The sequence below is a fragment of the Streptomyces sp. NPDC058240 genome (assembly GCF_042882135.1).
Lineage (GTDB): Bacteria > Actinomycetota > Actinomycetes > Streptomycetales > Streptomycetaceae > Streptomyces.
In genome coordinates, this window is the sequence record NZ_JBHVWT010000017.1 from 38,792 (window position 1) to 61,121 (window position 22,330).

General features: G+C 71.0%; 25 protein-coding genes and 3 pseudogenes. 14 read left to right on the forward strand and 14 right to left on the reverse strand.

Annotation, left to right across the window (positions count from 1 at the left end; genetic code table 11):
* The first annotated feature begins 27 nt into the window (after positions 1 to 27).
* Together ACFVX4_RS24740 and ACFVX4_RS24745 are read left to right on the forward strand one after the other, a co-directional pair.
* Entirely contained in the window at positions 28 to 258 is a 231-nt protein-coding gene (locus ACFVX4_RS24740; protein WP_389980903.1) for a hypothetical protein, read from the forward strand.
* A gap of 157 nt (positions 259 to 415) precedes the next feature.
* Positions 416 to 1,120, forward strand: coding sequence for a hypothetical protein (locus ACFVX4_RS24745; RefSeq protein ID WP_389980904.1), 705 nt, complete (start codon positions 416 to 418; stop codon positions 1,118 to 1,120).
* Positions 1,121 to 1,243: 123 nt separating this feature from the next.
* Here ACFVX4_RS24745 and ACFVX4_RS24750 read toward each other — a convergent pair whose 3' ends face one another.
* Together ACFVX4_RS24750 and ACFVX4_RS24755 are read right to left on the reverse strand one after the other, a co-directional pair.
* The gene (locus ACFVX4_RS24750) at positions 1,244 to 2,050 is read right to left on the reverse strand and encodes an alpha/beta fold hydrolase (RefSeq protein ID WP_389981077.1); all 807 of its coding nucleotides are present in this window, start codon (positions 2,048 to 2,050) and stop codon (positions 1,244 to 1,246) included.
* A 132-nt stretch (positions 2,051 to 2,182) separates the two neighbouring features.
* A pseudogene (locus ACFVX4_RS24755) lies at positions 2,183 to 2,674 on the reverse strand (cupin domain-containing protein); the annotation flags it as partial.
* A gap of 80 nt (positions 2,675 to 2,754) precedes the next feature.
* Here ACFVX4_RS24755 and ACFVX4_RS24760 point away from each other — a divergent pair.
* Positions 2,755 to 3,606, forward strand: coding sequence for a LysR family transcriptional regulator (locus ACFVX4_RS24760; RefSeq protein ID WP_389980906.1), 852 nt, complete (start codon positions 2,755 to 2,757; stop codon positions 3,604 to 3,606).
* A 423-nt stretch (positions 3,607 to 4,029) separates the two neighbouring features.
* On the opposite strand, the pseudogene ACFVX4_RS24765 reads toward ACFVX4_RS24760, so the two are convergent.
* From ACFVX4_RS24765 to ACFVX4_RS24775, 3 genes and pseudogenes are all read right to left on the reverse strand, one after another.
* A pseudogene (locus ACFVX4_RS24765) lies at positions 4,030 to 4,188 on the reverse strand (cysteine hydrolase); the annotation flags it as partial.
* A 21-nt stretch (positions 4,189 to 4,209) separates the two neighbouring features.
* Positions 4,210 to 4,416: pseudogene (locus ACFVX4_RS24770) on the reverse strand (amidohydrolase family protein); the annotation flags it as partial.
* Between the two features lie 28 nt (positions 4,417 to 4,444).
* A complete protein-coding gene (locus tag ACFVX4_RS24775; protein WP_389980908.1) occupies positions 4,445 to 5,554 on the reverse strand; it encodes an FAD-dependent monooxygenase in 1,110 nt (369 codons plus the stop codon).
* Between the two features lie 159 nt (positions 5,555 to 5,713).
* Between ACFVX4_RS24775 and ACFVX4_RS24780 the strand changes: the two genes are divergently transcribed.
* From ACFVX4_RS24780 to ACFVX4_RS24795, 4 genes are all read left to right on the forward strand, one after another.
* Positions 5,714 to 6,712: a TetR/AcrR family transcriptional regulator C-terminal domain-containing protein gene (locus tag ACFVX4_RS24780; protein ID WP_389980910.1), complete on the forward strand. Its 999-nt coding sequence runs from the start codon at positions 5,714 to 5,716 to the stop codon at positions 6,710 to 6,712.
* A 26-nt stretch (positions 6,713 to 6,738) separates the two neighbouring features.
* Positions 6,739 to 7,356, forward strand: coding sequence for a chloramphenicol phosphotransferase CPT family protein (locus ACFVX4_RS24785; RefSeq protein WP_389980912.1), 618 nt, complete (start codon positions 6,739 to 6,741; stop codon positions 7,354 to 7,356).
* A 212-nt stretch (positions 7,357 to 7,568) separates the two neighbouring features.
* A complete protein-coding gene (locus ACFVX4_RS24790) occupies positions 7,569 to 7,904 on the forward strand; it encodes a PH domain-containing protein (protein ID WP_389981079.1) in 336 nt (111 codons plus the stop codon).
* Complete coding sequence (locus ACFVX4_RS24795) at positions 7,834 to 8,139, forward strand: hypothetical protein (RefSeq protein ID WP_389980914.1); 306 nt, start codon at positions 7,834 to 7,836, stop codon at positions 8,137 to 8,139. The genes ACFVX4_RS24790 and ACFVX4_RS24795 overlap by 71 nt, the downstream gene beginning before the upstream one ends.
* On the opposite strand, the gene ACFVX4_RS24800 is transcribed toward ACFVX4_RS24795, so the two are convergent.
* A complete protein-coding gene (locus ACFVX4_RS24800) occupies positions 8,108 to 8,692 on the reverse strand; it encodes a helix-turn-helix domain-containing protein (protein WP_389980916.1) in 585 nt (194 codons plus the stop codon). The genes ACFVX4_RS24795 and ACFVX4_RS24800 overlap by 32 nt on opposite strands.
* Positions 8,693 to 8,857: 165 nt before the next feature.
* Between ACFVX4_RS24800 and ACFVX4_RS24805 the strand changes: the two genes are divergently transcribed.
* A complete protein-coding gene (locus ACFVX4_RS24805) occupies positions 8,858 to 9,751 on the forward strand; it encodes an alpha/beta fold hydrolase (RefSeq protein WP_389980918.1) in 894 nt (297 codons plus the stop codon).
* Here the strand turns inward: ACFVX4_RS24805 and ACFVX4_RS24810 are convergent.
* A complete protein-coding gene (locus ACFVX4_RS24810; RefSeq protein ID WP_389980920.1) occupies positions 9,720 to 10,424 on the reverse strand; it encodes a response regulator in 705 nt (234 codons plus the stop codon). The genes ACFVX4_RS24805 and ACFVX4_RS24810 overlap by 32 nt on opposite strands.
* Positions 10,421 to 11,626, reverse strand: coding sequence for a sensor histidine kinase (locus tag ACFVX4_RS24815; protein ID WP_389980922.1), 1,206 nt, complete (start codon positions 11,624 to 11,626; stop codon positions 10,421 to 10,423). Before ACFVX4_RS24815 ends, ACFVX4_RS24810 begins: the two co-directional genes overlap by 4 nt.
* A 178-nt stretch (positions 11,627 to 11,804) precedes the next feature.
* Here ACFVX4_RS24815 and ACFVX4_RS24820 point away from each other — a divergent pair, with 178 nt between their 5' ends.
* Positions 11,805 to 12,725, forward strand: coding sequence for an ABC transporter ATP-binding protein (locus ACFVX4_RS24820; protein ID WP_389980924.1), 921 nt, complete (start codon positions 11,805 to 11,807; stop codon positions 12,723 to 12,725).
* A complete protein-coding gene (locus ACFVX4_RS24825; RefSeq protein ID WP_389980926.1) occupies positions 12,722 to 13,495 on the forward strand; it encodes an ABC transporter permease subunit in 774 nt (257 codons plus the stop codon). The genes ACFVX4_RS24820 and ACFVX4_RS24825 overlap by 4 nt, the downstream gene beginning before the upstream one ends.
* Positions 13,496 to 13,753: 258 nt before the next feature.
* On the opposite strand, the gene ACFVX4_RS24830 is transcribed toward ACFVX4_RS24825, so the two are convergent.
* On the reverse strand, positions 13,754 to 15,106 hold the full coding sequence (locus ACFVX4_RS24830) for an MFS transporter (protein WP_389980928.1): 1,353 nt from the start codon (positions 15,104 to 15,106) through the stop codon (positions 13,754 to 13,756).
* A gap of 244 nt (positions 15,107 to 15,350) precedes the next feature.
* On the opposite strand from ACFVX4_RS24830, the gene ACFVX4_RS24835 reads away from it, so the two are divergent.
* The 3 genes from ACFVX4_RS24835 (at position 15,351) to ACFVX4_RS24845 (ending at position 17,209) form a co-directional block, all read left to right on the forward strand.
* Positions 15,351 to 15,929 carry a YdeI family protein gene (locus ACFVX4_RS24835; RefSeq protein WP_389980930.1) on the forward strand — a complete coding sequence of 193 codons (579 nt, stop codon included), beginning with the start codon at positions 15,351 to 15,353 and terminating at the stop codon, positions 15,927 to 15,929.
* Between the two features lie 48 nt (positions 15,930 to 15,977).
* A complete protein-coding gene (locus ACFVX4_RS24840; RefSeq protein ID WP_389980932.1) occupies positions 15,978 to 16,376 on the forward strand; it encodes a hypothetical protein in 399 nt (132 codons plus the stop codon).
* A 68-nt stretch (positions 16,377 to 16,444) separates the two neighbouring features.
* Positions 16,445 to 17,209 carry an SAM-dependent methyltransferase gene (locus ACFVX4_RS24845; RefSeq protein WP_389980934.1) on the forward strand — a complete coding sequence of 255 codons (765 nt, stop codon included), beginning with the start codon at positions 16,445 to 16,447 and terminating at the stop codon, positions 17,207 to 17,209.
* A gap of 40 nt (positions 17,210 to 17,249) precedes the next feature.
* On the opposite strand, the gene ACFVX4_RS24850 is transcribed toward ACFVX4_RS24845, so the two are convergent.
* The 5 genes from ACFVX4_RS24850 to ACFVX4_RS24870 all read right to left on the reverse strand — a co-directional run bounded on the left by ACFVX4_RS24850 (position 17,250) and on the right by ACFVX4_RS24870 (position 21,733).
* Positions 17,250 to 18,098, reverse strand: a complete 849-nt coding sequence (locus ACFVX4_RS24850) for a MerR family transcriptional regulator (protein WP_389980936.1) — start codon at positions 18,096 to 18,098, stop codon at positions 17,250 to 17,252.
* Positions 18,095 to 19,054: a DUF2268 domain-containing protein gene (locus ACFVX4_RS24855; protein ID WP_389980938.1), complete on the reverse strand. Its 960-nt coding sequence runs from the start codon at positions 19,052 to 19,054 to the stop codon at positions 18,095 to 18,097. The genes ACFVX4_RS24850 and ACFVX4_RS24855 overlap by 4 nt, the downstream gene beginning before the upstream one ends.
* A 63-nt stretch (positions 19,055 to 19,117) precedes the next feature.
* The gene (locus tag ACFVX4_RS24860; RefSeq protein ID WP_389980940.1) at positions 19,118 to 19,687 is read right to left on the reverse strand and encodes a transcriptional regulator; all 570 of its coding nucleotides are present in this window, start codon (positions 19,685 to 19,687) and stop codon (positions 19,118 to 19,120) included.
* Positions 19,688 to 21,325, reverse strand: coding sequence for a helix-turn-helix domain-containing protein (locus ACFVX4_RS24865; RefSeq protein ID WP_389980941.1), 1,638 nt, complete (start codon positions 21,323 to 21,325; stop codon positions 19,688 to 19,690).
* 75 nt (positions 21,326 to 21,400) lie between these two features.
* Positions 21,401 to 21,733 carry a hypothetical protein gene (locus ACFVX4_RS24870; RefSeq protein ID WP_389980943.1) on the reverse strand — a complete coding sequence of 111 codons (333 nt, stop codon included), beginning with the start codon at positions 21,731 to 21,733 and terminating at the stop codon, positions 21,401 to 21,403.
* A 231-nt stretch (positions 21,734 to 21,964) separates the two neighbouring features.
* Between ACFVX4_RS24870 and ACFVX4_RS24875 the strand changes: the two genes are divergently transcribed.
* The gene (locus ACFVX4_RS24875; protein ID WP_389980945.1) at positions 21,965 to 22,171 is read left to right on the forward strand and encodes a DUF5988 family protein; all 207 of its coding nucleotides are present in this window, start codon (positions 21,965 to 21,967) and stop codon (positions 22,169 to 22,171) included.
* The last annotated feature ends 159 nt before the right edge of the window (positions 22,172 to 22,330 follow it).

Genomic DNA, 22,330 nt, shown 5'->3' on the forward strand with positions numbered 1-22,330 from the left:
TCCAGGGCAAAGGCGCGAACGGCCTCGATGAGCCCCCGGCTGACCGTCCTCGCCTCACGGGGAGCGCGATGGGCCCATCTGCGCATACGCATCATCTCGATCGTCATGCCGCTCGGGATCGTCGCCGTCGACATGATCCCCGGTGTCTGCCCTGCGTGGTTCGCCGTGATGCAGGCCGCATGCACCCTCGCCATCGCCGCAGCCGCCTTCGTCATCAACGGATCCGCTCTGCGCGCCGTGTTCCCCACGTCGCGCTGAGCGGGCTGCCTCCCGTGCGACCGGAGGCTGACACCGGTAGGTCTCACGGTTGAGGTGAGCGCGTCGGGAATTACGGATCGCGGCTGATGGGCCGGGAGGGGACGGTCGTGAAGGATGGACCACGCCACGAAGGAACAGCAACTCCCAGGAGAACACGGTGATTTCACTGTCCCCCCGACTGTCCCCCCGCAAGACGATGGCCGTACTCGTCGCGCTCGCCGCCTGCTTGCCCCTCAGCGGCGCCTCGGTCGCTTCGGCCTCTTCTCCCTCTTCTCCCTCGCCTGCCTCGTCCGCATCCTCTCCCTCGTCCGCATCTTCTGCCGGGCAGCGTGCGGGGAAGCCGGCGTACGCGAGTGTCACCGGAAGCGCGGAGTTCGTCCTGCCCTACTACAAGGACGACGACATCCGCTCGTTCAGCTTCGACGCGCACGCTGCCCCGTACAGCCGGCCGCTGCCCGGGATACCCACGGGTCTGCCGACCGATGCCCGGGGAACGATCAAGGTCTCCCACTACTCGGCCGAGCGGAACACCACCTACACGTCCGAAGGGCGGGTGGACTGCCTGGTCACGGGCCCCCGCACTGCGACGCTGACGGCGATCATCACCAAGGTCAGTCCCGGTGGGCCGCCCGACGTCGGGCGCCGGCTCGGATTCAGCGTCTACGACGGCGGCAGGGACAAGGGGCACTCCGACGACCGCGTGGGTTTCTCCTGGAACGGCGTGAACCTGATGCCGAACGACGATGCCGCTCCCGAGGATGCCCCGGTCGGCACCTGCATGGCGCCCGCGCCGTACGCCCCGGTGACCAAGGGCGGCTACACGGTCGAGCACGCCGAACTGCCGCCGGTTCCGAAGTCCTGAGGTCCCGTGCGGGACGCGGTCCGTGCGGCCGAACCAGGGGCGGCGGGGCAACAGTTGGTGGTTGGCCCGCCGGTCGTTGTGTTGTTGAACGAGTGCTTCAGCCGACGGGGCATCCCGGATGGTTCATACGTGGAGAACTTGTTCCGCCATGTCCCGGATGGCGTTGGCCAGTGTGTCAGGAGCGGTGAGGTGGGCGATGTGTCCCTGGTCGGCGAGCGTGACGGTCCGCGCGTTCGGCAGGGTTGCCGCCAGATCAGCCAGGCGCTCGCGCAAGTGGGCGGGGCTGAGGTCTCCCTCGATCAGGCTCGTCGGCGTTTCGAGGTTCGCGAAGCGATCGATACCGACGCCGAGTGCGTCGATTGCCTCGTCGTCCGCGATCTGGGCCGGCGCGTAGGCGGCGAACGCCGCTTGCACTTGCTGGTCGGCGAACATCGCATCGACCGTGTTCGCAGGCATGCGGACGATGTCGCGCATGTGGATACGCATCGCCTCGACCGGGTCGCCCGTGTCGAGCGCGGCACGCGCACGTGCTCCCGCCGCCCCGGCGAGCAACTCCCGGGTGGGCATGGGAGGTTCATAGAGGAACAGTCCGGCGAACGCCGTCGGGTCGAGCAACGCTGCTTCCAGCGCGGCGACGGCGCCCGAGGAATGCCCCACGAGAAGCACCGGCGAATCGAGGAGTTCCGCGACCGCGACGATGTCGGCTGCCTCGACGGCCATCGAGTGGGGTAGTGCGATGTCTGCTCCGGGAGCGTAGATCCGTCGGTGGATCCTGACGACGCGATAGTCGTCGGTCAGGTGGCGGGTGACACTGTTCCAGGTGGTCGCGTCCCCACCACCCGGGTGGACCACCAGCAGGTTCGGCCCGGATCCGTCGTCGAAAGCGGTGATGGGGCGGAGGCCATCGGACGATGCGAGAAGCTCAGTCATGTGCACAAGCTTGCGCGTGTCTGCCGACCTAGCACCGACAGGCTGCCGACGTCCCGTGCTGCCGACAGCGGTTGGCCGCCCCGGCGGCTGAATTTCTCGCTGCGGCCGACCGGATCCGGTGACGGCCGGCCGGGCGAAGTCGACGGCGGGCTCGGTGGCGTAACGGCTCATCACTTGGATGCCCGCCTGTGGGGTCGGCGGCTGGCCACCGGCGAACATCTCCTGCAGGTCCCGGAAGTACTGCACGTACAGGTCCGGCGTGAAGGTGCTCAGCATGACGGCCGGCTGGTCGGTCGTGTTGGCGAAGGTGTGCGGGGCTCCGGGCGGGACCATCACGAGCGTGCCCGCGGTCGCGTCGTAGTCCTTGTCGCCGACCGTGAACCGCACCGTGCCGGAGATGATGTAGAAGCCCTCGTCGTGCTGGGCATGGCGGTGCTGGGGTGGTCCGGGCGTGTGCGGCGCGAGGACGGACTCGGCGAGGCCGAGACGGTGCCCGGTGTTGCTGCCGTCTTCCAGGACACGCATGCGCGTGCTGCCCAGGAGGATCGTCTCGCCGTCGCCCGGACCGACCACCGATACGGCGGGGTCGGCCATCGGCTCGCTGGTCTTCGGTTCGTCAGTCATGCGTCGATTCCACCGCCGGGGCAACCCGAAAGTCCAAGACCCATTCCGTGAAGTCGATACCGTACGGGTATCGTCGCGCCATGGAGCTACGCACGCTGCGCTACTTCGTCGCGGTCGCCGAGGAGCTCCACTTCGGCCGGGCCGCCGCCCGGCTGCACATGAGCCAGCCGCCACTGAGCCGGGCGATCAAGCAGCTGGAGACCGAGGTCGGCGCCGTGCTGTTCGATCGATCGTCCGCCGGTGTCACGCTGACTCCGGTGGGGGCGGTACTGCTCGATGAAGCGCGCTCCCTGCTTGACCAGGCCGACCGGGTACGCGTACGCGTGGCCGCGGCGGCCGGCGCCGCGACCATCACCGTCGGCTTCCTGGGCGACAGCACCGACCCGGGCGCATCCCGGCTGGCCCGCGCCTACCACCGGCTGCACCCGCGCGTTGAGGTCCGCATCCGCGAGGCCGATCTGACCGATCCCACCTGCGGGCTGCACGCCGGACTGGTCGACGTCGCTCTGACCCGCGGCCCCTTCGACGAGACCGGCCTGACCGTGCACGCGCTGCGCGCCGACCCGGTGGGAGCACTGCTGCGCGCCGACGATCCGCTGGCCCGCCGCGGCAGCTTGAAGCCGGCCGACCTGGCCGATCGCCGCTGGTTCCTGTTTCCGGAGGGCACCGACCCCATCTGGCAGTCGTACTGGAACGGCGGGGAACCTCGCGAGGGCCCGGTGGTGCGTACTGTCCAGGAGTGTCGGCAAGCCGTTCTCTGGAACGGCACGGTCGGCATGACCCTCCTGAACCACGGGCCGGCAGCGGGGCTCACCGTGGTGCCACTGATCGGCATGCCACCGAGCCGCGTGGTTGCGGCATGGAACGAGGACGACAGGAATCCACTGATCCGCTCGTTCGTCCAGACCGCGATCGCCGCCTACCACGACTGAGATCCTCACCGACGGCACCGAAACACAACCTGTACGACAGGCCCCGATCCCCCTGGCCCAGGACGCTGCGGGCTCATAGGAGCGTCCGCTGCCGAGCAGTTCGAAAGACCGGACCGTGCCCCATTTTCGCTACGGTGTGCCGCACACCTTTACCGCCGCCGGCCTCGCGGGGCCGCCTGGGCATAGGAATCGTGATCAGCCGAATCCGTCTCCGAGATGAGTGCCCTACGGGTCGCCGGGCCGTAGGTCCCCAGTCTCTCTGGAATGTTTCGCGCCTTCTGGAACCGGCCCAGCGCCACTCGATACGTCCGTCGTGAAGATGCCGTCGGCCGCCCCGGTGCTCCTGGTGGGCGAGGGACGTGGCGACGAGGAGGCGGCGCGCAGGCCGCCTCCTCGTCGCCCTCGGCGACCGGGCCGCGGCCCTCAGGACAGGGACTTCCCGGACTCGACGACGACCCCGTAGAGGTCGGAGATCGTGGCGAGCGCGCCGTGATGGATCTGGTCGGCGGTCAGTTCGGTGCCCACCGACCGCAGGGGCCGGGTCGCGCAGGCATCGGCGACAACCGTGGGCCGGTTGCCACGGGCTCTGGGAACACAGCGGCCTGCGGCCAGTTCCTTGTCGAGGCGCACGTCCGTGACCCAGCCGAGCAGGTGTGTCCGGTGCAGCATGTCCGCGTTGCCGAAGGGGCTCCAGGAGTCACGCACCCCGTCCGAGCCGAGCCCGACCCGTACGCCGTGCTCGCGCAGCTTCTCGATCGGCAGGACCAGCGACGCACTGGGCGCCACGGTGGTCGGGGCGATGTCCAGATCGCCCTCGACACATACATTGGTATACGAATCAGCCGTCCAGCGAGAGTGCGTTCTTGGCGTGCGCGAGGGAGGCCTCGGAGGCGGGTCCGCCGGGATTCTCGGTGGCCAGGGCCTGGTTGAGGGTGACGAAGGGGCGCATCCGCCGCTCGTAGCGGGAGAACGCGGCGCGGTGGTCGCCGGGCGTCCGGGCGAGGCAGTCGGCCAGCTCGTGGGCGCCCACGAGGGCCAGGCTGGTGCCCTGCCCCGAGATCGGGGAGGGGCAGTAGCCGGCGTCCCCGAGCAGGGCCACCCTGCCGCGCGACCAGTGGTCCATCCGGATCTGGGCCATGGCGTCGCAGTAGAAGTCGGGCGCCTCCTCGGCGGCCTTGGCCAGACGGGCCCCCTCCCAGCTCAGGGATGACAGCTTGTCGACGACGAGTCGCCGCAGGGCGCCACTGTCGCGCTGGTCGAGGGCGAGGGGTCCGGACTCGAAACCGAAGGCGATCCTGAGCTCCGTGTTGTCGCGTACGGACATGATGCCGAAGCCCGCGTCGCCGTCCCGCAGCCACACCTGCCAGTCGTCGAGCCCGAGGAAGTTGTCCGCGCCGAACACCGAGAGGTAGCTACCCAGGTGATGGACGAAACGCTCCTCGGGGCCGAACGCCAGGCGCCGTACGGTCGAGTGCAGGCCGTCGGCCCCGATCACCAGGTCGAAGGTGCGGGAGGCCCCGTGGACGAAGTCGACGCGCACACCGGCACCGTCCTCCTGGAGCGCGGCGATGCTGTCGCCGAAGAGGTACTCCGCATCTGCCCGCGTGTGCTCCTGCACCATCCGCACCAGGTCCTCGCGGAGCAGTTCGATGTCGTCGCTGTCGAGCCGGCCACTGCTGAAGGTCGACTCGGTGGAGCGGTCGATCTCGTGACCCCCGGGATCGAGGATCGACATGCCACGCATCCGGGTGCGTACGCCCCTCGCCTGCTCCAGCAGGCCCATCCGTTCGATGACGTCGAGGGCGACTCCGCGTATGTCCACGGCCTGGCCCCCGGGACGTGGGCCAGGGGCACGCTCGACGACGGTGGGCCCGAAGCCGTGGCGGTGCAACCAGTGGGCGAGCACGGGTCCGGCGATTCCGCCGCCGGAGATGAGAACGGTCTGCATGGGAAGCTCCTTCGGCACGCTGTACGCAAGCTGAACGTACGGCGTACGCGCACCCGTCTCAACTGGCCTAACAGCCCCTCTGTATTAGGACAGTTGACATCTTCCCGACGTTCCCGCTGCTCCCCTCTGCACTAGTACAGAACAGGAAGGCCGCCGTACGTGACGAAGCCCACAGCCACACCCGCCGAGCCGCCCTATCTGCGCATCGTCGCCGGAATCCGCCGCCGCATCACCGATGGCGAACTCGCCGCCGGGGACCGGGTTCCCTCGACCCGTCAGATCGCCAAGGAGTGGGGTGTCGCGCTCGCGACCGCCACCAAGGCTCTGACCACTCTGCGTCTTGAGGGGCTCGTCGAGACCCGCCCCCGGACCGGCACCGTCGTCGCCGGAACCGCTCCCGTCACACCGCGCCGCAGAATCCCGTCGCCGACCTCGACCACGGCCCCGGCCTCCGCTCCTGCCTCAGCTCCCGCTCCCGAGCGGGAGCTGACCCTCGACCGGATCGTCCGCACGGGAATGGACATCGCCGATGCCGAAGGGCTGCCGGCGCTCTCCATGCGCGGCGTCGCGGCCCGCCTCGGCGTCGCCGCCATGTCGCCCTACCGCTACGTCACCGGCAAGAACGACCTCGTCCTGCTCATGGCTGATACGGCATTCGGCGAGGAGTCCTACCCTGCCGACGCCCCCGAGGGGTGGCGCTCCCGCGTCGAGCTGGGGGCCCGGACCCTCTGGACCCTGTATCGCAGGCACCCTTGGCTGGCCCAACTCGGGCCCATCACCCGCCCGTTGCTCGCACCCAACCTCATGGTCCACGGCGAATGGGTACTGAGCGCCCTCGACGGCCACGGCCTCGCCCCCGCCACACTGTTCGACATCCACGTACTGGTCTACAGCCACACCCACGGCCTGGCGGTGCACCTGGAGCGGGAGGCACAGGCCGAAGCCTCCACGGGCCAGTCGGACGACGAGTGGATGGACAGCCGCGCCCCCACCCTCCAGGGGCTGGCGGAATCCGGCCGCTTCCCCACCTTCACCAAGGTCGTCGGAGCCTTCGACGACGGCTACGACCTGCGTCTCGACGCCCTCTTCGAACTCGGCCTCAAGGCGCTACTCGACGGCCTGACACCCGTAGTCGAGGACCGGAAGGCCGCCCCGTAGATCACCCCCGGTCCTACTGTGTGGTCATGAACACATCCCCCTCGGGTCCGGCCTGCAATCAGGAGGCCGACGGTTTGATCATCTTTCTGAACGGCACGTCCAGTTCGGGCAAGTCGAGCATCGCCCGGGAACTGGTCGCAGTCCTCGACGAGCCGTGCTTCCACATGCCCGTGGACGCCTTCCACGCCATGCGGTCAGGGCCCGAGCAGACACCGGACCAGCTGGATGTCGTACTCAAGCGCACCTGGAGGGGGTTCCACCGCGCGGTCGCGGGCATGGCCTCGGCAGGCAACATCGTCGTCGTGGACCACGTCCTGAGCGAGCCGTGGCGCCTCCAGGACTGCCTGGCCCTGTTTCCCCCTCGGGACGTCGTCCTCGTCGGTGTGCGTTGCCCCCTGCCGGTGCTGGAGCGCCGGGAGAGGGCGCGCGGCGATCGTCCGGCAGGGCTGGCTGCCCGCCAGTTCGACCGGGTCCATGCGCACGGCGTCTATGACATCGAGTGCGACACCGGCGAATCGAGCCCGGCCGGGTGTGCCCGGGACATCGAGGAGTTCCTTCGCCGGCGGACGACCCCCACCGCGTTCGAACGTATGAGACCGGAAGACCCGGAAGCCGAAGGGGAGTGGAGCGGAAAGAAGAAGTAGAGCGGCAGGGCGTGGAGCGGAAGGGCGTAGGTGCGGATGTCCGGGAAGTGACCTGCCCCCCGCTCCGGAAACGCCCCTTGTGGTTCTTCGTCGGGCTCGGGGGTGCCGGGGCGTGCCTGGCCGCGGTGCGCCTGGCGTACCGGGGCGGGCTCCTGGACGTGTGGCTGAGCGTCGGTCTGCTGCTCGCGCTGTTGAGTGTCCTGGCGCTGAGCATGGTCACCACCCGGGTGAGCGCCGACGCGTACGGCGTGCACACCCGGACGCTGCTGCGCCGCCGGAGTGTGCCGTGGCACGACATCGCCGGTCTGCGGATCCTCCTGAAGCACGAGAGCAACTCCCGGGTGCCGGAATCCCGGCGCGTCGGTCTGGCGCTCCGCGACGGGCGCAGGCGGCTCCTGCCTCTGCCGCAGAGCTGGTCGCCCGACGACCGTGCGGAGTTCGACGCGGAGAAGGAGAGGGAAGCGGGGGAAGGTGTTCGTGGCCGCCCGCTTCCTGGAGCAGACCGACTACAACCCGCACCTCTTCGGTACCCACATCGTCCTCGGTGACGGCCCGCCCGCGGTGACGCCCCACCCCGGCCCCGGCCGCTTCGCGGCGAAACCGATCCCGGTGGACCGGCTCACCGTCAAGAGCGTCCGGCGGGTCCGGGGCGGCGACGGCGACACCGTCCCCGGCGGCTGGCACATCGCCGAACTCGACGACGAGGGCAGGCCGGTCCGCCTCGCGGCCGCCCCGGCCGACCTGACCCGCATCATCCGCGAGCTGCGCCCCGCGGCGGGGTGAGGTCCGGGGGCGGTGCCTCGGTGGACGGTGCCTCGGTGGGGAACAGGATCGGGCTGAGCAGGTGTCGGGTGCGTTCCGGTGACGGGACATGGCTCATCCGGGCCACGATCACCTCGCGCAACTCGCCGATCATCTGGATGAGTTCATCGCGACTGAGCCAGAGCGCGTGCTGGCGGAAGCCCACCAGGTCGGCGGTCGGATCGGCGTCCTCGCGGTCGAGGTACGCGTTGAATTCGGCCAGCAGGGTGGCCATGGCCACGGCGAAGCCCCGGCGGTAGTCCTCCGGCGACATCGCCGCGATCGTGTCGGGGTCGATCACCGCCCGGGTACGGTGCAGCCGGTACCGGCGCTCGACCGAGCCACGCACCCGCTGCTCCCCCTCCACCGCGAGCAGCCCCCCGTCGGCCAGCAGGCCGACATGCCGGTAGACGGTGGCCTTCGAGACGTCGGGCAGCAGGGCGCAGAGTTCGGTGGTCGTACGCGTCCGCCCGTCGTGCATGGCGTGCACAAGGCGCATCCGCACCGGGTGCAGAAGCAGATCAACCGTATCCATGGACGAATGTTCTCACCTTCGATACTTTTCTCAAAGATGAGAACAGTGAGAGTGAGGACACCGGCCATGCCCCATCCGTCGCCCGAAGTCGGCTCAGTCGGCCCCGAGGAAACGTGCTCCCGACCCCCGCTGGGTCGCCTGTACGCCGCTGCCGGGCGGAAGTTGATGCTGCACCGCTCCGGTAGCGGGGGCCCGGCCGTGGTGTTCCTGCCGGGAGCCGGGCAGGTCGGCCTGGACTACCTCAACACCCACGACCGGGTGGCCGAGTCGACCACCAGTGTGCTCTACGACCGCGCCGGTACCGGCTGGAGCGAGCCGGCCGACCTGCCCCGCACCGCCGCCGAGGTCGCCGACGAGCTCCACGATCTGCTGCACGCCGCCGACGTACCCGCCCCGTATCTGCTGGTGGGCCACTCGCTGGGCGGCGCCTACGCGCGTCGCTACGCGCAGCTCTTCCCCGACGAGGTGTCCGGGCTGCTCCTGCTGGACCCCTTCCACGAGGATCTCCACGCGCACGGACCTGAGGAAGCGCGGGAGAAGCTGGCGCGGCTGCACAGCCGGGACATACCGGAGCTGACACAGGAACAGCTCCGGCAGGCCCGCAACCAGGCCGCGCCGCTCTTCGCGAACTGGCCGGAACCCGTGCGCGAGCCGCTCGTCGAACACCACGTCACCACCGCGTGGCGGGCCGGTCTGTACGAGGACCGCAACCTCTACGACGTGGTCGCCGACGAGCTCCGCACCGGACCGGAGCTCCCGGACGTCCCGCTGATCGTCCTCACCGTCCTGGGGCACGACGACACGCAGGCCCAGCTGTGGTCGGCGGCGGTGCTGCGGCGGATCAACGACGCCAAGACCGCGCTGCACGCCGGGCTGGCCGCTTCGGTCCGGGACGGTGAGCACCGGATTCTGGCCGACGCCGGGCACGGCTGGCTGCACGAGGAGCGCCAGGACGCCGTGCTCCGGGCGATCGACGACCTGCTCCGCAAGGCGGACCGACACCTCCGGCGGAGCCGGGAACCCGCTTTCAGGGACCGGTCGGTGGCCGCGCCGCCGTGACCAGGCCGCTCTCGTACGCGACGATCACCAGCTGGGCGCGATCACGGCAGTCGAGCTTGGTGAGCAGATGGCTGACGTGGGTCTTCACGGTGGCGATGCCGAGGTACAGCCGTTCGGCGATCTCGGTGTTGGACAGGCCGCGGGCGATGAGCGCGAGGACTTCGCGCTCGCGCCCGGTCACACCGTCCAGGGTGCGCGGCAGCGGTTGCGAGGGCTCCGGGCGGTGGGCGAACTCCGCGATCAGGCGCCGCGTCACGGCCGGTGCCAGCAGCGCATCGCCTCCGGCGACGATCCGTATCGCCGCGATCAGCTCGGCGGGCGGTGTGTCCTTGAGCAGGAAGCCGCTGGCGCCGGCCCGCAGCGCGGCGTAGACGTACTCGTCCAGGTCGAACATCGTCAGGATCAGCACCTTGACGTTCGCGGTGCCGGGAGAGCCGCAGATCTGCCGGGTCGCCTCGATGCCGTCCGTTCCCGGCATCCGTACGTCCATCAGGACCACGTCCGGCGGGTCCTGCCGGGCGCAGCGCACCGCCTCCGTGCCGTTCGCCGCCTCCGACGTGGTCACCAGGCCGGGCTCGGCATCGACGAGCACCCGAAGGCTGCCGCGCAGCAGCGCCTGGTCGTCGGCGATGAGGACCCGGACCGGATCGCCGGAGTCGGTGGGCGGGATCATGTGCTCTCCTCGTAGGGCAGGGACGCGTGCACCGCGAAGCCGCCCTCCGGACGCGGTCCGGCGGTGAAGGTGCCGCCGTACAGGGCGACGCGTTCGCGCATGCCGACGATGCCATGACCGCCGGTCGTCTCCGTCGGGGGCACCCGACCGCCGCCGTCGTCGGTGATGTCGATCCGGACGTCGCGGCCGTTCGCGGCGACCTCCACCCGGCAACGGGGTTCCGGGCCGGCGTGCTTGGCGACGTTGGTGAGCGCCTCCTGAACTATCCGGTAGACGGCCAGCGCGACTCCTTCGGGCAGGTTCTCGACGCCGTGCGCCGTCAGCTGCGCACCGGCCTGCCCGACGAGTTCGGGAAGTGCGACCGCGCCGGGAACCGGTCCGAGCGACGCCGGCTGCCGCTCGCCCTCGGGGGTGCGCAGCACACCGAGCATCCGGCGCATGTCGTTCAGCGCGGTGCGGCTCGTGCGTTCGATGACCTGCAGGGCGTCGTGCGCCTCCTGCGGCCTGACGTGCAGGACGTGGTTGGCGACGCCGGCCTTGACCGCGATCAGGCCCATGCTGTGGGTGACGACGTCGTGCAGTTCGCGGGCGACCCGCAGGCGTTCCTCCGTGACGGCCCGCTGAGCGAGCTGCTCCGCCGCCCGGACGGCGAACGCCCGCCGCTGCCGCGCGGAGCGCCCCAGTTGCCAGGCGCCGAGCAGCGCGGTGGAGCCGAGCAGCAGCAGCCCCGGGCCGCCGCGCCACCAGTACGCGTCGCCCGCGTGCGTCGCTCCGGCGGCGCCGGCCAGGGCCAGGGCCGCCAGCGACAGTCCGGGCAGCCATCGTTGCCACCAACGGTGCGACGGCATCGTGAGGGCGACGGTGTACATGGCGTACGCCGCCGACAGGAACGGGTCCCACGTGGCGTCCCGTACGACAGCGACGACGGTCACCGCCAGCACGGACAGGAACACGGGCAACGGCCGGATCCTCCGTACGGCGACGGGCGCGGTGGCCGCGGCGATGAGCACGATCCGCTCCCACGGCACCGGGGCCGGGGTGACTGTCGCGGACGACGGCGCATCGGCTGTCGACCCGGTCAGCAGCAGCGCGACCGCGTAGCCGAACACGAACGCGCAGTCCAGGGTGATCAGTTGGCGTCGGCTCAGCCGCCGGGCCAGGATCGGATGTTCGTCCGCGTCCACCTCAGTACCTGCTCGCACCGCTCGACCCTATCCAGGCGCACGGCGCGCCACCTCCGTCCGGCGGTTGTCCCGGGCGCTCCCCCCGTGGTCGGACGCGCGGCCTCCTGTGACGGCCCGCCTCCACCCGTGGGTGGAGAAAAAGCGGTCGGCCCCGGGCCTGATGCGGCGGGGCTTCGCGTCGCGGACCATCGCCGACATGATCGAAGTGACCAACCTGACCAAGCGCTACGGGAACACCACCGCGGTGGAAGGGCTCAGCTTCCGGGTACGGCCCGGTCTGGTGACCGGGTTCCTGGGCCCCAACGGCGCCGGAAAGTCGACCACGATGCGGATGATGCTGGGCCTGGACCGGCCGACGGCCGGCGAGGTGCGCATCGACGGCGCACCGTACCGGCGGCTGCGCGATCCGCTGCGTACGGTGGGCGCGCTGCTCGACGCCGGGGCCGTGCACCCCGGCCGGACCGCGCTGAACCACCTGCGGTGCCTGGCCCGGAGCAACCGGATCCCGGCCCGCCGTGTCCATGAGGTGATCGAGCTGGCCGGGCTGGCGGGCGCCGCGCACCGGCGGACGGGGACGTTCTCGCTGGGCATGGGCCAACGGCTGGGAATCGCCGCGGCGTTGCTCGGTGACCCGGCCGTCCTGGTGCTCGACGAGCCGGTCAACGGGCTCGATCCGGAAGGTGTCCGGTGGATCCGGCACCTCCTGCGGGACCTGGCGGCCGAGGGGCGCACCGTCCTGATCTCCAGTCACCTGATGAGCGAGGCGGCACTCACCGTGGACCACCTCGTCGTGATCGGCCGCGGCCGGCTCCTCGCGGACACCGGAATGGCCGCGTTCATCGACAGGCACACGGAAGCGGGGGTGCGGGTGCGCACGCCGGAACCGCGGCGGCTGCGCGAGGTGCTGGCCGGTGTGGGGATCGAGGTCACCGCCTGCGCCGACGGAACACTGAGTGCGGCCGCCGGCGCGGAGCGGATCGGCGCACTCGTCGCGGCACACGCGGTGCCGGTGCACGAGGTGACACGGAGCACCGCGTCTCTGGAGGAGGCGTTCATGCGGCTGACCGCCGACGCGGTCGAGTACCGGGCGGAGCAGCCGGGAGGAGCACAGCGATGACCAGCAACTCGCCCCGGGCGGTTCTCGCCGCCGAATGGACCAAGGTGTGGACCGTGCGCTCGACCGGTTTCACCCTGCTGCTGGCCTTCGTGCTCAGCACCGGTATCGGCACCCTCGTCGCGTTCAACTGGCGCGGCGACATCGAGCATGTCGTCAACTTCGATCCGCTGGTCGCCGCCCTGTACAGCGTGACGCTCGGGCAGCTCGCCCTCGTCGTGCTCGGCGCCCTGCTCGTCGGTTCCGAGTACGCGTCCGGATCGATCCGGACCTCGCTGTCCGCGGTGCCGGGACGCGGTCTGCTCTACTGCGGCAAGGTGCTGGCCGGCACTGTGACCGCGCTCGCCGGCTCGACGGTGACCGTCCTCGTCACCTTCCTCGTGGCACAGGCGGCGCTCGGCCCGTACGGCACGAAGCTCACCGCGGACGGAGTCCCGGCCGCACTCGCCGGGGCCGTGGTCTATCTGACGTTGATCTGTACCTTCTCCATGGGCATCGCGACCGTCGTGCGCAGTTCGGCGATCTCGATGGGCATTCTGCTGCCGCTGCTGTTCCTCGGCTCCCAGGGGCTCGGCAACGTCCCCGTCCTGAAGCCCGTCCTGCGGTATCTGCCCGACCAGGCCGGTCTGGAACTGATGCACATCGCCGGACCGTCCGGCGACGGACGCTTCGGCCCCGGCTACGGGACCGGGGCGGCTCTCGCCATTCTGCTGGCCTGGACGGCCGCCGCCCTGATCGGCGGCTATCTGGTCCTGCGCGGGCGGGACGCCTGACGGCCGGGTCAGGCCGTCGAGTCCGGCGAGTGCGTGCGTCAGCGGTACGTCAGCCGGACGCCATCGGAACGACAGCGCGGAGGCCAAAGCTATGAGCAGACCGGCCGCCGCACCCGGCTGCAGGCACCGCCCGCATCGCACACGGGAAGCCCCACCCGCGTACCGCCATCCGCCGCCCCGCGGGGCGAGTCGGCACACAGGCAGCAGCGCCCCGGAACACTCCCCCGTTTCCGGGGCGCTGCGATGTCGTGAGCGGTGTCAGGTGCGCGGCATCGGCATGCCGCCGCCCGTCCGGGACGGTACGTCCTGCGGGGCCGGAAGGGCCCGTCCCAGGCGGGCGAGCGGGGACAGGGCCATCAGGACGGGGGACAGCATCATGCCCGCGGCCGTCACCAGGAGGGCGGTGCGCAGCGTCCACTCCTGTGCGAGGCAGCCGCCGAGCAACGAGCCGACCGGGGCCGGTCCCATTCCGGCGAAGTTGATCGTCGCGGCCACGCGGCCCTGCATCCCGTCCGGGGTGATGGCCTGCCGGACGGCCATGACCGTGACGTTCACCAGCTGGCCGAAGGCCCCGAACACGAAGTTGACCGCCAGGAGTGCGGGGACCGTCACCGCGGCGGGGCCGTGCAGCGCGGGCACGCACAGCAGCACGCCGTAGCCGAGCACCGCCGCGGAGACGAGCACCGCGCCGTGGCCGAACCGGCCCGGAAGACGGGCGGCGAGCAACGAGCCCAACAGCGCCCCCGGTCCCGTCGCCGCGAGTGCAAGCCCGACGGCAGTGCCCGACAGGTGCAGCTCGCGGGTCAGGAAGAGCAGTTGGACGGTCGTCATCGCCGCGAAGGAGAACTGGAAGGCGGCCGAGGCGAGCCCCACCGTCCGCAGCACGGGATGGCCGACGACGAAGCGGAGGCCCTCATGGATCCGCAGCCGGACCCGAGGGGAACGTCCCGGGTGCCGCGGCACCGGTTCGTGGCGGCGGATCCGCCGGATCGACAGGAACGAGAGCGCGAAGAACAGCGCGCCGGACGCGGCGGCGACGGGTGCCGACAACAGGGAGACCAGCAGGCCGCCGAGGGCGGGGCCGCCGGTCTGGGCCGCGGACCGGCTGCCTTCGAGCGCGCTGTTGCCGCGTACCAGCTGATCGCGTTTCACCAGCCGTACGAGAGACGTCTGGTAGGCCACGTCGAAGAACACGGACAGGGTCCCGACGGCGAAGGCGACCACGAGCAGGACCGGCAGGCCCAGCACGCCGAGTAGACCGGCCGCGGCGACCGATCCCAGCGCCAGGGCCCGGCCGAGATCGGACAGGGCCATCACCGTACGGGTCCGCCATCTGTCCACCCACGCGCCGACGAGGAGCGAGAAGAGCAGGACCGGTGTCTGCCCCACCGCACGGAGGACGCCCAGCCGGCCGGCGTCGGCTTCGAGGGTGAGAACGGCGATCAGCGGGAGGATCACCAGGCTCGCGTGTTCGCCGAGTTGGGAGGCCGTCTGGCCCGCCCAGAGGCTGCGGAAGTCGGCGTCCCGCCACAGGCCGGACGGAACAGGGCGCCCGGAACCGGACGCGGAGGAGGAAGAGGACGAAGAGGAGGAGGAAGAAGCGGACGGCACAAGGGCCCCTCGGGTTGCCGAAGACGAGGCCCGCCACCCGGCGCACGACAGCTGTGCCGACGGTTCGGGTGCGGGAAGGCTCGCTGTGCCGCGCATCGAAGGCAGCACGCGATGACGGGCCGATCACGGCCTGCAGCGTCAACGCGTGCTCGGGCGACCGGGCATGTCCTGGCTCCTCATGGGTCGTTCGCAGCCTTGGGGCGTATTCCGAAGGTACCGCCCGCCGGGCGATAGCCTGAGCCTCATGGACGAGATCGACGGGGCGGAGGTCATCGCGTTCACGGACGCCGAGGCATTCGAGAACTGGCTGGCCGAGCACGGTACACGCAGTACGGGCATATGGGTCAAGGTGGCCAGGAAGAAGTCCGGCATCGCGACGGTCACCGACGACGAGATGGTCGACATCGGGCTGTGCCACGGCTGGATCTCCGGACAACGCCGGTCGTTCGACGAGCGGAACTACCTGCAGAAGTACGTGCCGCGCCGCCCCAGGAGCCTGTGGTCGCAGGTGAATGTGGACAAGGTGGCGGAGCTGACGGCCGCGGGGCGGATGCGGGAACCCGGGCTGGCCGAGGTGCGCAGGGCCCAGGAGGACGGCCGATGGGCGGCGGCCTACGCCTCGCAGCGGACGGCGACGGCACCGCCCGACCTGGTGGCGGCACTCGACGTGGATCCCGTGGCCAGGAAGGCGTTCGAGGCACTCGGCAGGTCGGAGCGCTACCAGCTGATCCTGCCGTTGCTGCAGGCGCTCACCCCGGGGGCCCGGAAGGCCCGGCTCGACAAGGTCCTGCACCGGCTCGTCGGCGACGACGCGGCGGGATGAGCCGAGGGCGGTGTCCGGTCGCGGAGCGGCGTCGCGGATGATGGCGGGATGTTGGTCCGGACAGAGGCGGTGCGGCAGGTGCCGTCGGGGCCCGCGACGGTCCGGGTGTGCTCCGCGGTGGGCACCGCCGTCGTGCTCTGGCACGGTGCCCCCGGGGAAGTGGGCCACGAGCACCAGGTCGAGTGGACCGTCGACGAGGGCATCGCCTGGGCGCAGAACACCTGGCCTGCCGCTTCCGCCACCCCCGCGATCCGGGAGGACGGCGACCACATCGTCTTCCGGGGGCGGCTGGGTCTCACCGGGGACGGCATGGCGCTGCTGGACGTGGGCGGCACGCCGCTCCTGTTCGAACTCGGGGCTCCGCCACCGCCGGACAGCGCCGGTGCGACCTGGGCCGAGGTCCGCGTCGGACGGGAGAGCGTCGGTGTGTGGCCCTGTCGGTTCTGAGGCGATCCGGCGCGGCCGGGGCGAAACTCGGTGTCCATGGCCGGCCCGTCGGCGTTAGCGTGCGCCGCATGACTGGAACCGATCTTCCGCCGCGTCTGACCCGGCTCACATTCCACGGTCCCCTTTCCGAGGCGCGGGCCGCGCGGATCGTCGACCGGCTCCGCCGGGCCGCCCCCGCACGTGTTCTGGACATCGGTTGTGGCTGGGGGGAGTTGATGCTCCGCGTCCTCGACGCGGTGCCGGGAGCGACCGGGACCGGAATCGACCTCAACGGCGAGGATATCGCCCGGGGACGCGCGAACGCCGAGGCCCGTGCGCTGACCGGACGCGTGGAGTTCGTCGAGGGGTCCGCCGAGGAGGCGTCGCACGGGTCCGCCGACCTCGTCCTGTGTCTCGGGGCCAGTCACGCCCTCAGCGACGCGGAACCGCCCGAGCACAGTGCGGGCGCGCTGCGAGCGCTGCGCCGGATCGTCGCGCCCGGCGGGCGGGTCCTGCTCGCCGAGTGCTTCTGGCAGCGCTCCCCCACCTCCGCCGAACTGGCCGCGATGTGGCCGGACGCCCGCGCCGACGAATTCCATGACCTGGCCGGACTCGTCGACGTCGCGGTGTCCGCCGGGTTCCGGCCCGTCTGGATCGACACGGCCGGCGACGACGAGTGGGAGGACTTCGAGTCCGGCTATCAGTCGGACGTGGAGGAGTGGCTGGCCACTCACCCGGACCACCCGCTGGCAGAGGAGACGCGCGAGCGCGTCGACCGGCACCGGTCGAGCTGGCTGAAGGGCTACCGGGGAGTGCTCGGGATGGCCTACCTCACGCTCGTTCCCGTGGGCTGAACGACTCCGGAGCACCCGCCGCCCCGACGGCGGCACGCGATCACTCCCATCTCGCGGACTCCGGGTCGACGCCTCGCGCCCCGGCGTTCGCGAGGATCACATCGCGCAGCCAGACGGTCAGGCCCGGCGCGAGGGCGTCGTAGTGCTCGGCGTACCCGGGCTCGTCGACGTACATCCGCCCGATGCACACGTGCATCGCGGTTGTGCAGTCGAAGTGCGCCGAGATCATGGCGCGGTGCCGCTCCGCGAGGGCGTTCGCCGCAGCGGAGCCCGGTGCGACGTCGGCGCGCTTCGCGGCGGCGAGGTCGGCGTTCAGGGCCTCGGTCGCGGACGCGGTCTCCTTCCAGTCCTCCGGTGTCATCGCGGCGGCCCGCTCCGCGTACTGGGCCCACTGTGCGCTGTCGCCCCAGCGGTCCTCGGCCTCCTCGACCCAGGCGGGCTGCCAGTCGGCGCCGAAGATCTCGACCTGTTCCTCGGGCGTCAGCCGCATCCCGGGTTTCGACGCCTCCATCATGCGGTCGACGGCGTGCACCATCCTCTGGAGACGGGCGATGCGTTCCACGAGCTGTGACCGCTGCCGGCGCAGGTGGTCGTGCGCGTCGACGTCCGGGGCGTCGAGGATCCGGCCGATCTCGGCGAGTGGGAAGCCGAGTTCCTTGTAGACGAGGACGCGGTGGATCCGGGCGATGTCGTCGCCCGAGTACACCCGGTGCCCGGCCCAGGTGCGCCCACTGGGGCGCGCGAGACCGATGGCGTCCCAGTGGTGCAGCGTCTTCACGCTGACCCCGACGAGCGCGGCCGCCCGTCCGACGGCAAGGCCGCCGGCAGCGGGCACCCCGGCTCCCGCCTCGGTGGTGGCCGGTTCCTGCTCGGGGACGTCACTGGTCATCCGCCCAGTGTCGCCGAGCTCGCCGGGGCGGGGGCTTCGGGGCCCGCTGCCCCGGGAGGGTCCTCGGTCGCCGCCCCGGTGGGCACGCCCGCGTTCGCGAGGATGTCGTGCGCGGGCAGCGCGGTGCTCCGGGCCGCGGTCAGGCCGGAGGCCGCCAGGTGGGCATCGACGATCCGGAGACCGGCCGCGTATCCGGCGAAGTCCGGCAGTCCGACGGGCTGCTGCCCCATCAGTCGCGCGGTGGCGTCGCCGTACACGTACGCGGGCAGGTTCTGCATCCCCGCCACGTCGATCCCGGCCACGATCTTCCCGTGGGCGTCGTCCAGTTCCGCTCCGGCCAGCGCCGTCGCCCAGGGCCCCATGGCCCGCTCGCCCGCCAGTTCCCGTACGAACGCCTCAGCCAGACCTTCGGCCACGACCTGCTCGCCGACCGTGACCGTCATGGGGTTCCAGGCCACATTGGCGTAGCGCACGTTGTGGTGGAGCTCGTGCGCGGCGGCGTGGCCGATCTTCGCCAGGCTGGTCTCGGTGGGCCACATCGTCAGCTGGATCGCGCCCGGGATTCCGCCCATGCCGAAGTAGCCGGCGTTGCGGACCGTCAGGTGGTCGTCGTCGGGGTCGCCGAGCACCAGGACGACATGGACGGTCCCGGCGCTCCTGGCTTCGGGCACGGCACCGCTCAACCGCTCCCACGCGGCGGCGAGGCAGTGCTCGATCCGGTCCCACACTCCCGCGTCCCGCATCTGTCGCAGGGCTGTCAGGTAGCGCGGGTCCTCACGGTCGATCCGGAAGCCACTGCCCGTCGTGTGCATCTGGAACGTGTCGATATCACCCACCGTCGACATCACGCTCTGCAGCGGGCCGAGCATGTCCCGCAGGGCGTCGGGCCGTTCCTCCAACGGGCTGTGCAGGAGATCGAACATGGCGGACGCCGTGTCATGAACAACAATCTTCATGCCATGGGAACGTAGGACCTCCTGTTGCAGGAGGGGCAAGCCGTGCGGCGGCGGAACGCACGTCTACGCGGCGAATCCGATGTTGGTGACGTACTCGTACTGCCCCCACTGCGACCCCAGGTCGACGATGACGTCCTCCCAGGCGTCGTCCAGGCCCTGGTGGTCGCCGGCTGCCCAGGTCTCGACGATGCGGTCCCAGCGGCGGACGTTCATCGTGCGGTACTCCACCATCCGTTGGAGCGGCCGCGGCACCTGCGACTGGTTCAGCGGGTGGATCTCGACCCGCGTGCCGCCGCGCGCGTTCAGGCGTCGCAGGAGATGCCGGGCGACGTTCTGGCGGCGCACCTGGCGGTAGGCGGCGTCGATGCGCTCCAGGTTGGCCTTCGACGGCCGGCGCCTCTCCTCCAGCCACGCCTTCAGCGTACGGTCGGTCACCGTCAGCCCGGCGTCCCTGGCCGCCCTGCGGCTGTGGTCCGTCCTGGTCAGGTAGTGCAGGCGCGCCATCAGACCACGCTTCACGGTCACCGGAGTGACGATGCCGCCCGACAGCTCGTCGAGTTTGCGTGCGACGGCGTCGCTGCCCTTGATGCCCCGGGCGCCGAACTTCCCGAAGTCGATGGTCTTCTCGGGCATCTACTCCTCCTCCCCCGACATGTCCTCGGTGTCGCCGCTGCCCGCGGTGTAGGTGTCCTTCATCTTGACCTCGGTCACGCCACGGCCTTCGGGAAAGACACGGTGCCAGTCGCCGATGACGTGGAGCTCGTCGGTGCCCATCGCGCGTACGACGGTGAGGCCCTCGTCGTGGGCCTTGAGGGCTTTCATCCAGAGGTTGGCGAACGCCTGGCTGCGGATGATGTGCATCCAGTCCGGGCGGTAGAGCTCCCGGTTGTAGTTCGACTCCCCCATCGTGGAGACGAACTTCGAGTACATCGCCTTCACGTACTCCAGGGTCACCTCGTCGTCCTCGGTGATCGCCGTGTCCCGGGCGTTTTTGAGGGCGACGCGGAACTTCTCCAGCAGGTTCTCCGTCGCGCCGGACGTGTAGGACTCATGGATCTCCGGGGGTGCACACAGGGCGTGCTTCGGGCCGGAGAGGCGCAACAGGAGGCGCAGGGTCGGTTCGGTGACCCACAGCGGGCCGGGCTCGTCCCGGTTGCCGATCGGGTTGGGCAGTACCGCCCCGTGTTCCCATTCGGGCGGGGTGATCAGGTGGACACCGGCGCGGCGGCGGTCGTGGGCGAAGCCCGTGGTGTGTTCCAGCTGGCCGAGCGGGAGGTGGGTCTTCAGGGCGGAGAGGTAGGCGCCGTTGACGTCGAGCGCGGTCACCTCGTGGCGGCCGGGCGGCAGTTCGTGACGGGTCCACTTCGGGCGCGCCTCCCAGATCCGGTCCGCGCCCTTGGAGGTCTGCTTGCGCAGGATGTCCGGGATCCACGGGTGCGCGACGATGTCGTACCGCGCCCCCTTGCGGGTCTCGTCCAGCAGCCGCATCGCGTCCGGAATCGCCCGCTTCAGCAGCGCCGCGAGGGCCGCGTCGACGTCGCCCCGGTGCTCGGCGAGCGCCGCCCGGACCGTCCGGCCGATCAGGTCCCCGGGCCCGGACTCCTCCTGGAACGCACGCTTGGCCGGGCCCCGGGCGGGGCGCGCGGCGGCCCGGGACGGCGCGGCCCCGGGGGCCGGGGGCTCGGGGGTCCGAGGGGCCGGGGGCTCGGGCGACGTGGTGGTGGGCAGCGTGGTGGTGGGCAGCGTGGCAGTGGGCGACGTGGCGGTAGCGGGTCGGCAGTCGGCCGGGTCCAGGTGCTGGGCGAAGCCCGCTACCCGGTGGCCGGCCGGTGATCCACACAGCACGCACGGCTCGGGGGCGGCGAGGGACTCCACCTCGTCCCCGGCGTCGTCCCCGGCGTCATCTCCCGCGTCATCTCCCGCGTCGTCCCCGGCCTCGTCCCCGGCCTCGTTCTCCTCGGTCACCGGCGACGGGGGGGAGACGTCCGGCGCCGAGGACGCCGAGGACGCCCCTTCCCGCTCCGGCCCGGTGGTGAACTTGGCGGCCAGCCCGTCCAGCAGATACGCGTACTTGGCGCGAATCTCGTCCGCCGGGTCGCGGCCGCTCTCCCACCCCCCGACCGTGCTGGGACTCACGCCGAGCGTACGGGCCACCTGGGCCTTGGAGAGCCTGGCCCGTTCCCGCAGCTCCCGGCGGACGTCCGCCGGCGGGAGTTCGGCCTGCGGGCCGACGGCCGCGAGCAGCGCGTCGATGGCGTCGAAGTCACTCACCGGAGCGCTCCCTTCGCGGTGTCGCCGCGGCCCGTTCCGGGGACACGCGGGGCGGCTGGGGTGTCATGAGGCCCGTCAGATGTAGGTGACGGGGTTACGGGACAGATGCGGGCTCCTGGTGGGGCGGCCGACGCGGGGGTCGTCACGCAGGAGTTCGCCTTCGAGAGCGTAACGGTCACCGTGTTTGGAGATGCCGATGATCCTCGCGACCGCGAGAACCGTGCCTTCGGTGTTGATGATCTGCACCTCGTCCTGCGACAGGGCCCGGTCGGCGTTGAACTTCCAGATGCCGCGGCCTGCTTCCCATGCCTCGTCCTCGCTCATGCCCCGGCGCCACCCGAGGGTGGTCCGCATCAGGCGGTCGTCCGCGTCCGCCGCGCGCTCGGCGCCGATCTGGATCTGCAGCACCCGTCCACCTCCCGGGGAATACTGTCCAACTTGTTGCAAAGTTACCACTCGCTTAACTTCACAACAAGTTGGACAGTATCCGGCCCGCCGACTGGGCTCCTGGGGCGACAGCGTCGGTGATACCCCGTCAGAGAACCGCGGGCACGCCGTCGGAGTGGGGCGCGGCGGGCGGCGGTGAGCCCTTCGGCGCGTCATGAAGGAGCCGGACCACCACCCGGAGAAACTCTCGCCATGACCGACGCACCGAAAGCAGTACTCGAAGGCGGCCCGGACGATCTCCCCGACCGGATCGTCCCCCTCACCGCACCTGGGCCCGACATCAAGATCTCGTTCCGCGGTGGGTACGAACACTTCAGGGCCACGGCGCGCCACCAGGAAACAGCCGAGGGGACGTTGCCCGTCTACGAATGGTGGGAGCGCACGGAAGTCCCCGGGTGAAGACGCTCCCGCCCCAGTTCTTCGGCTCTTCAGTTCTTCGACACGGCCTTCGTCCGGTCCCGCGCTCCGGCCGGAGAGGCACTTGACCCAGGCGAGACCACCAGGCGAGACCGCCCGGCGGCATCGCGGTGGTCGAGTCGGCCGAAGGCCCGCTCGACC

Excerpts from the sequence above, each read along its gene's own strand:
- ACFVX4_RS24740 (WP_389980903.1), top strand. The coding sequence starts at position 28 with ATGAGCCCCCGGCTGACCGTCCTCGCCTCACGGGGAGCGCGATGGGCC.
- ACFVX4_RS24750 (WP_389981077.1), bottom strand. The coding sequence starts at position 2,050 with ATGACTGAGCTTCTCGCATCGTCCGATGGCCTCCGCCCCATCACCGCT.
- ACFVX4_RS24760 (WP_389980906.1), top strand. The coding sequence starts at position 2,755 with ATGGAGCTACGCACGCTGCGCTACTTCGTCGCGGTCGCCGAGGAGCTC.
- ACFVX4_RS24775 (WP_389980908.1), bottom strand. The coding sequence starts at position 5,554 with ATGCAGACCGTTCTCATCTCCGGCGGCGGAATCGCCGGACCCGTGCTC.
- ACFVX4_RS24785 (WP_389980912.1), top strand. The coding sequence starts at position 6,739 with ATGAACACATCCCCCTCGGGTCCGGCCTGCAATCAGGAGGCCGACGGT.
- ACFVX4_RS24790 (WP_389981079.1), top strand. The coding sequence starts at position 7,569 with ATGGTCACCACCCGGGTGAGCGCCGACGCGTACGGCGTGCACACCCGG.
- ACFVX4_RS24800 (WP_389980916.1), bottom strand. The coding sequence starts at position 8,692 with ATGGATACGGTTGATCTGCTTCTGCACCCGGTGCGGATGCGCCTTGTG.
- ACFVX4_RS24805 (WP_389980918.1), top strand. The coding sequence starts at position 8,858 with ATGCTGCACCGCTCCGGTAGCGGGGGCCCGGCCGTGGTGTTCCTGCCG.
- ACFVX4_RS24810 (WP_389980920.1), bottom strand. The coding sequence starts at position 10,424 with ATGATCCCGCCCACCGACTCCGGCGATCCGGTCCGGGTCCTCATCGCC.
- ACFVX4_RS24820 (WP_389980924.1), top strand. The coding sequence starts at position 11,805 with ATGATCGAAGTGACCAACCTGACCAAGCGCTACGGGAACACCACCGCG.
- ACFVX4_RS24825 (WP_389980926.1), top strand. The coding sequence starts at position 12,722 with ATGACCAGCAACTCGCCCCGGGCGGTTCTCGCCGCCGAATGGACCAAG.
- ACFVX4_RS24835 (WP_389980930.1), top strand. The coding sequence starts at position 15,351 with ATGGACGAGATCGACGGGGCGGAGGTCATCGCGTTCACGGACGCCGAG.
- ACFVX4_RS24840 (WP_389980932.1), top strand. The coding sequence starts at position 15,978 with ATGTTGGTCCGGACAGAGGCGGTGCGGCAGGTGCCGTCGGGGCCCGCG.
- ACFVX4_RS24845 (WP_389980934.1), top strand. The coding sequence starts at position 16,445 with ATGACTGGAACCGATCTTCCGCCGCGTCTGACCCGGCTCACATTCCAC.
- ACFVX4_RS24850 (WP_389980936.1), bottom strand. The coding sequence starts at position 18,098 with ATGACCAGTGACGTCCCCGAGCAGGAACCGGCCACCACCGAGGCGGGA.
- ACFVX4_RS24855 (WP_389980938.1), bottom strand. The coding sequence starts at position 19,054 with ATGAAGATTGTTGTTCATGACACGGCGTCCGCCATGTTCGATCTCCTG.
- ACFVX4_RS24860 (WP_389980940.1), bottom strand. The coding sequence starts at position 19,687 with ATGCCCGAGAAGACCATCGACTTCGGGAAGTTCGGCGCCCGGGGCATC.
- ACFVX4_RS24875 (WP_389980945.1), top strand. The coding sequence starts at position 21,965 with ATGACCGACGCACCGAAAGCAGTACTCGAAGGCGGCCCGGACGATCTC.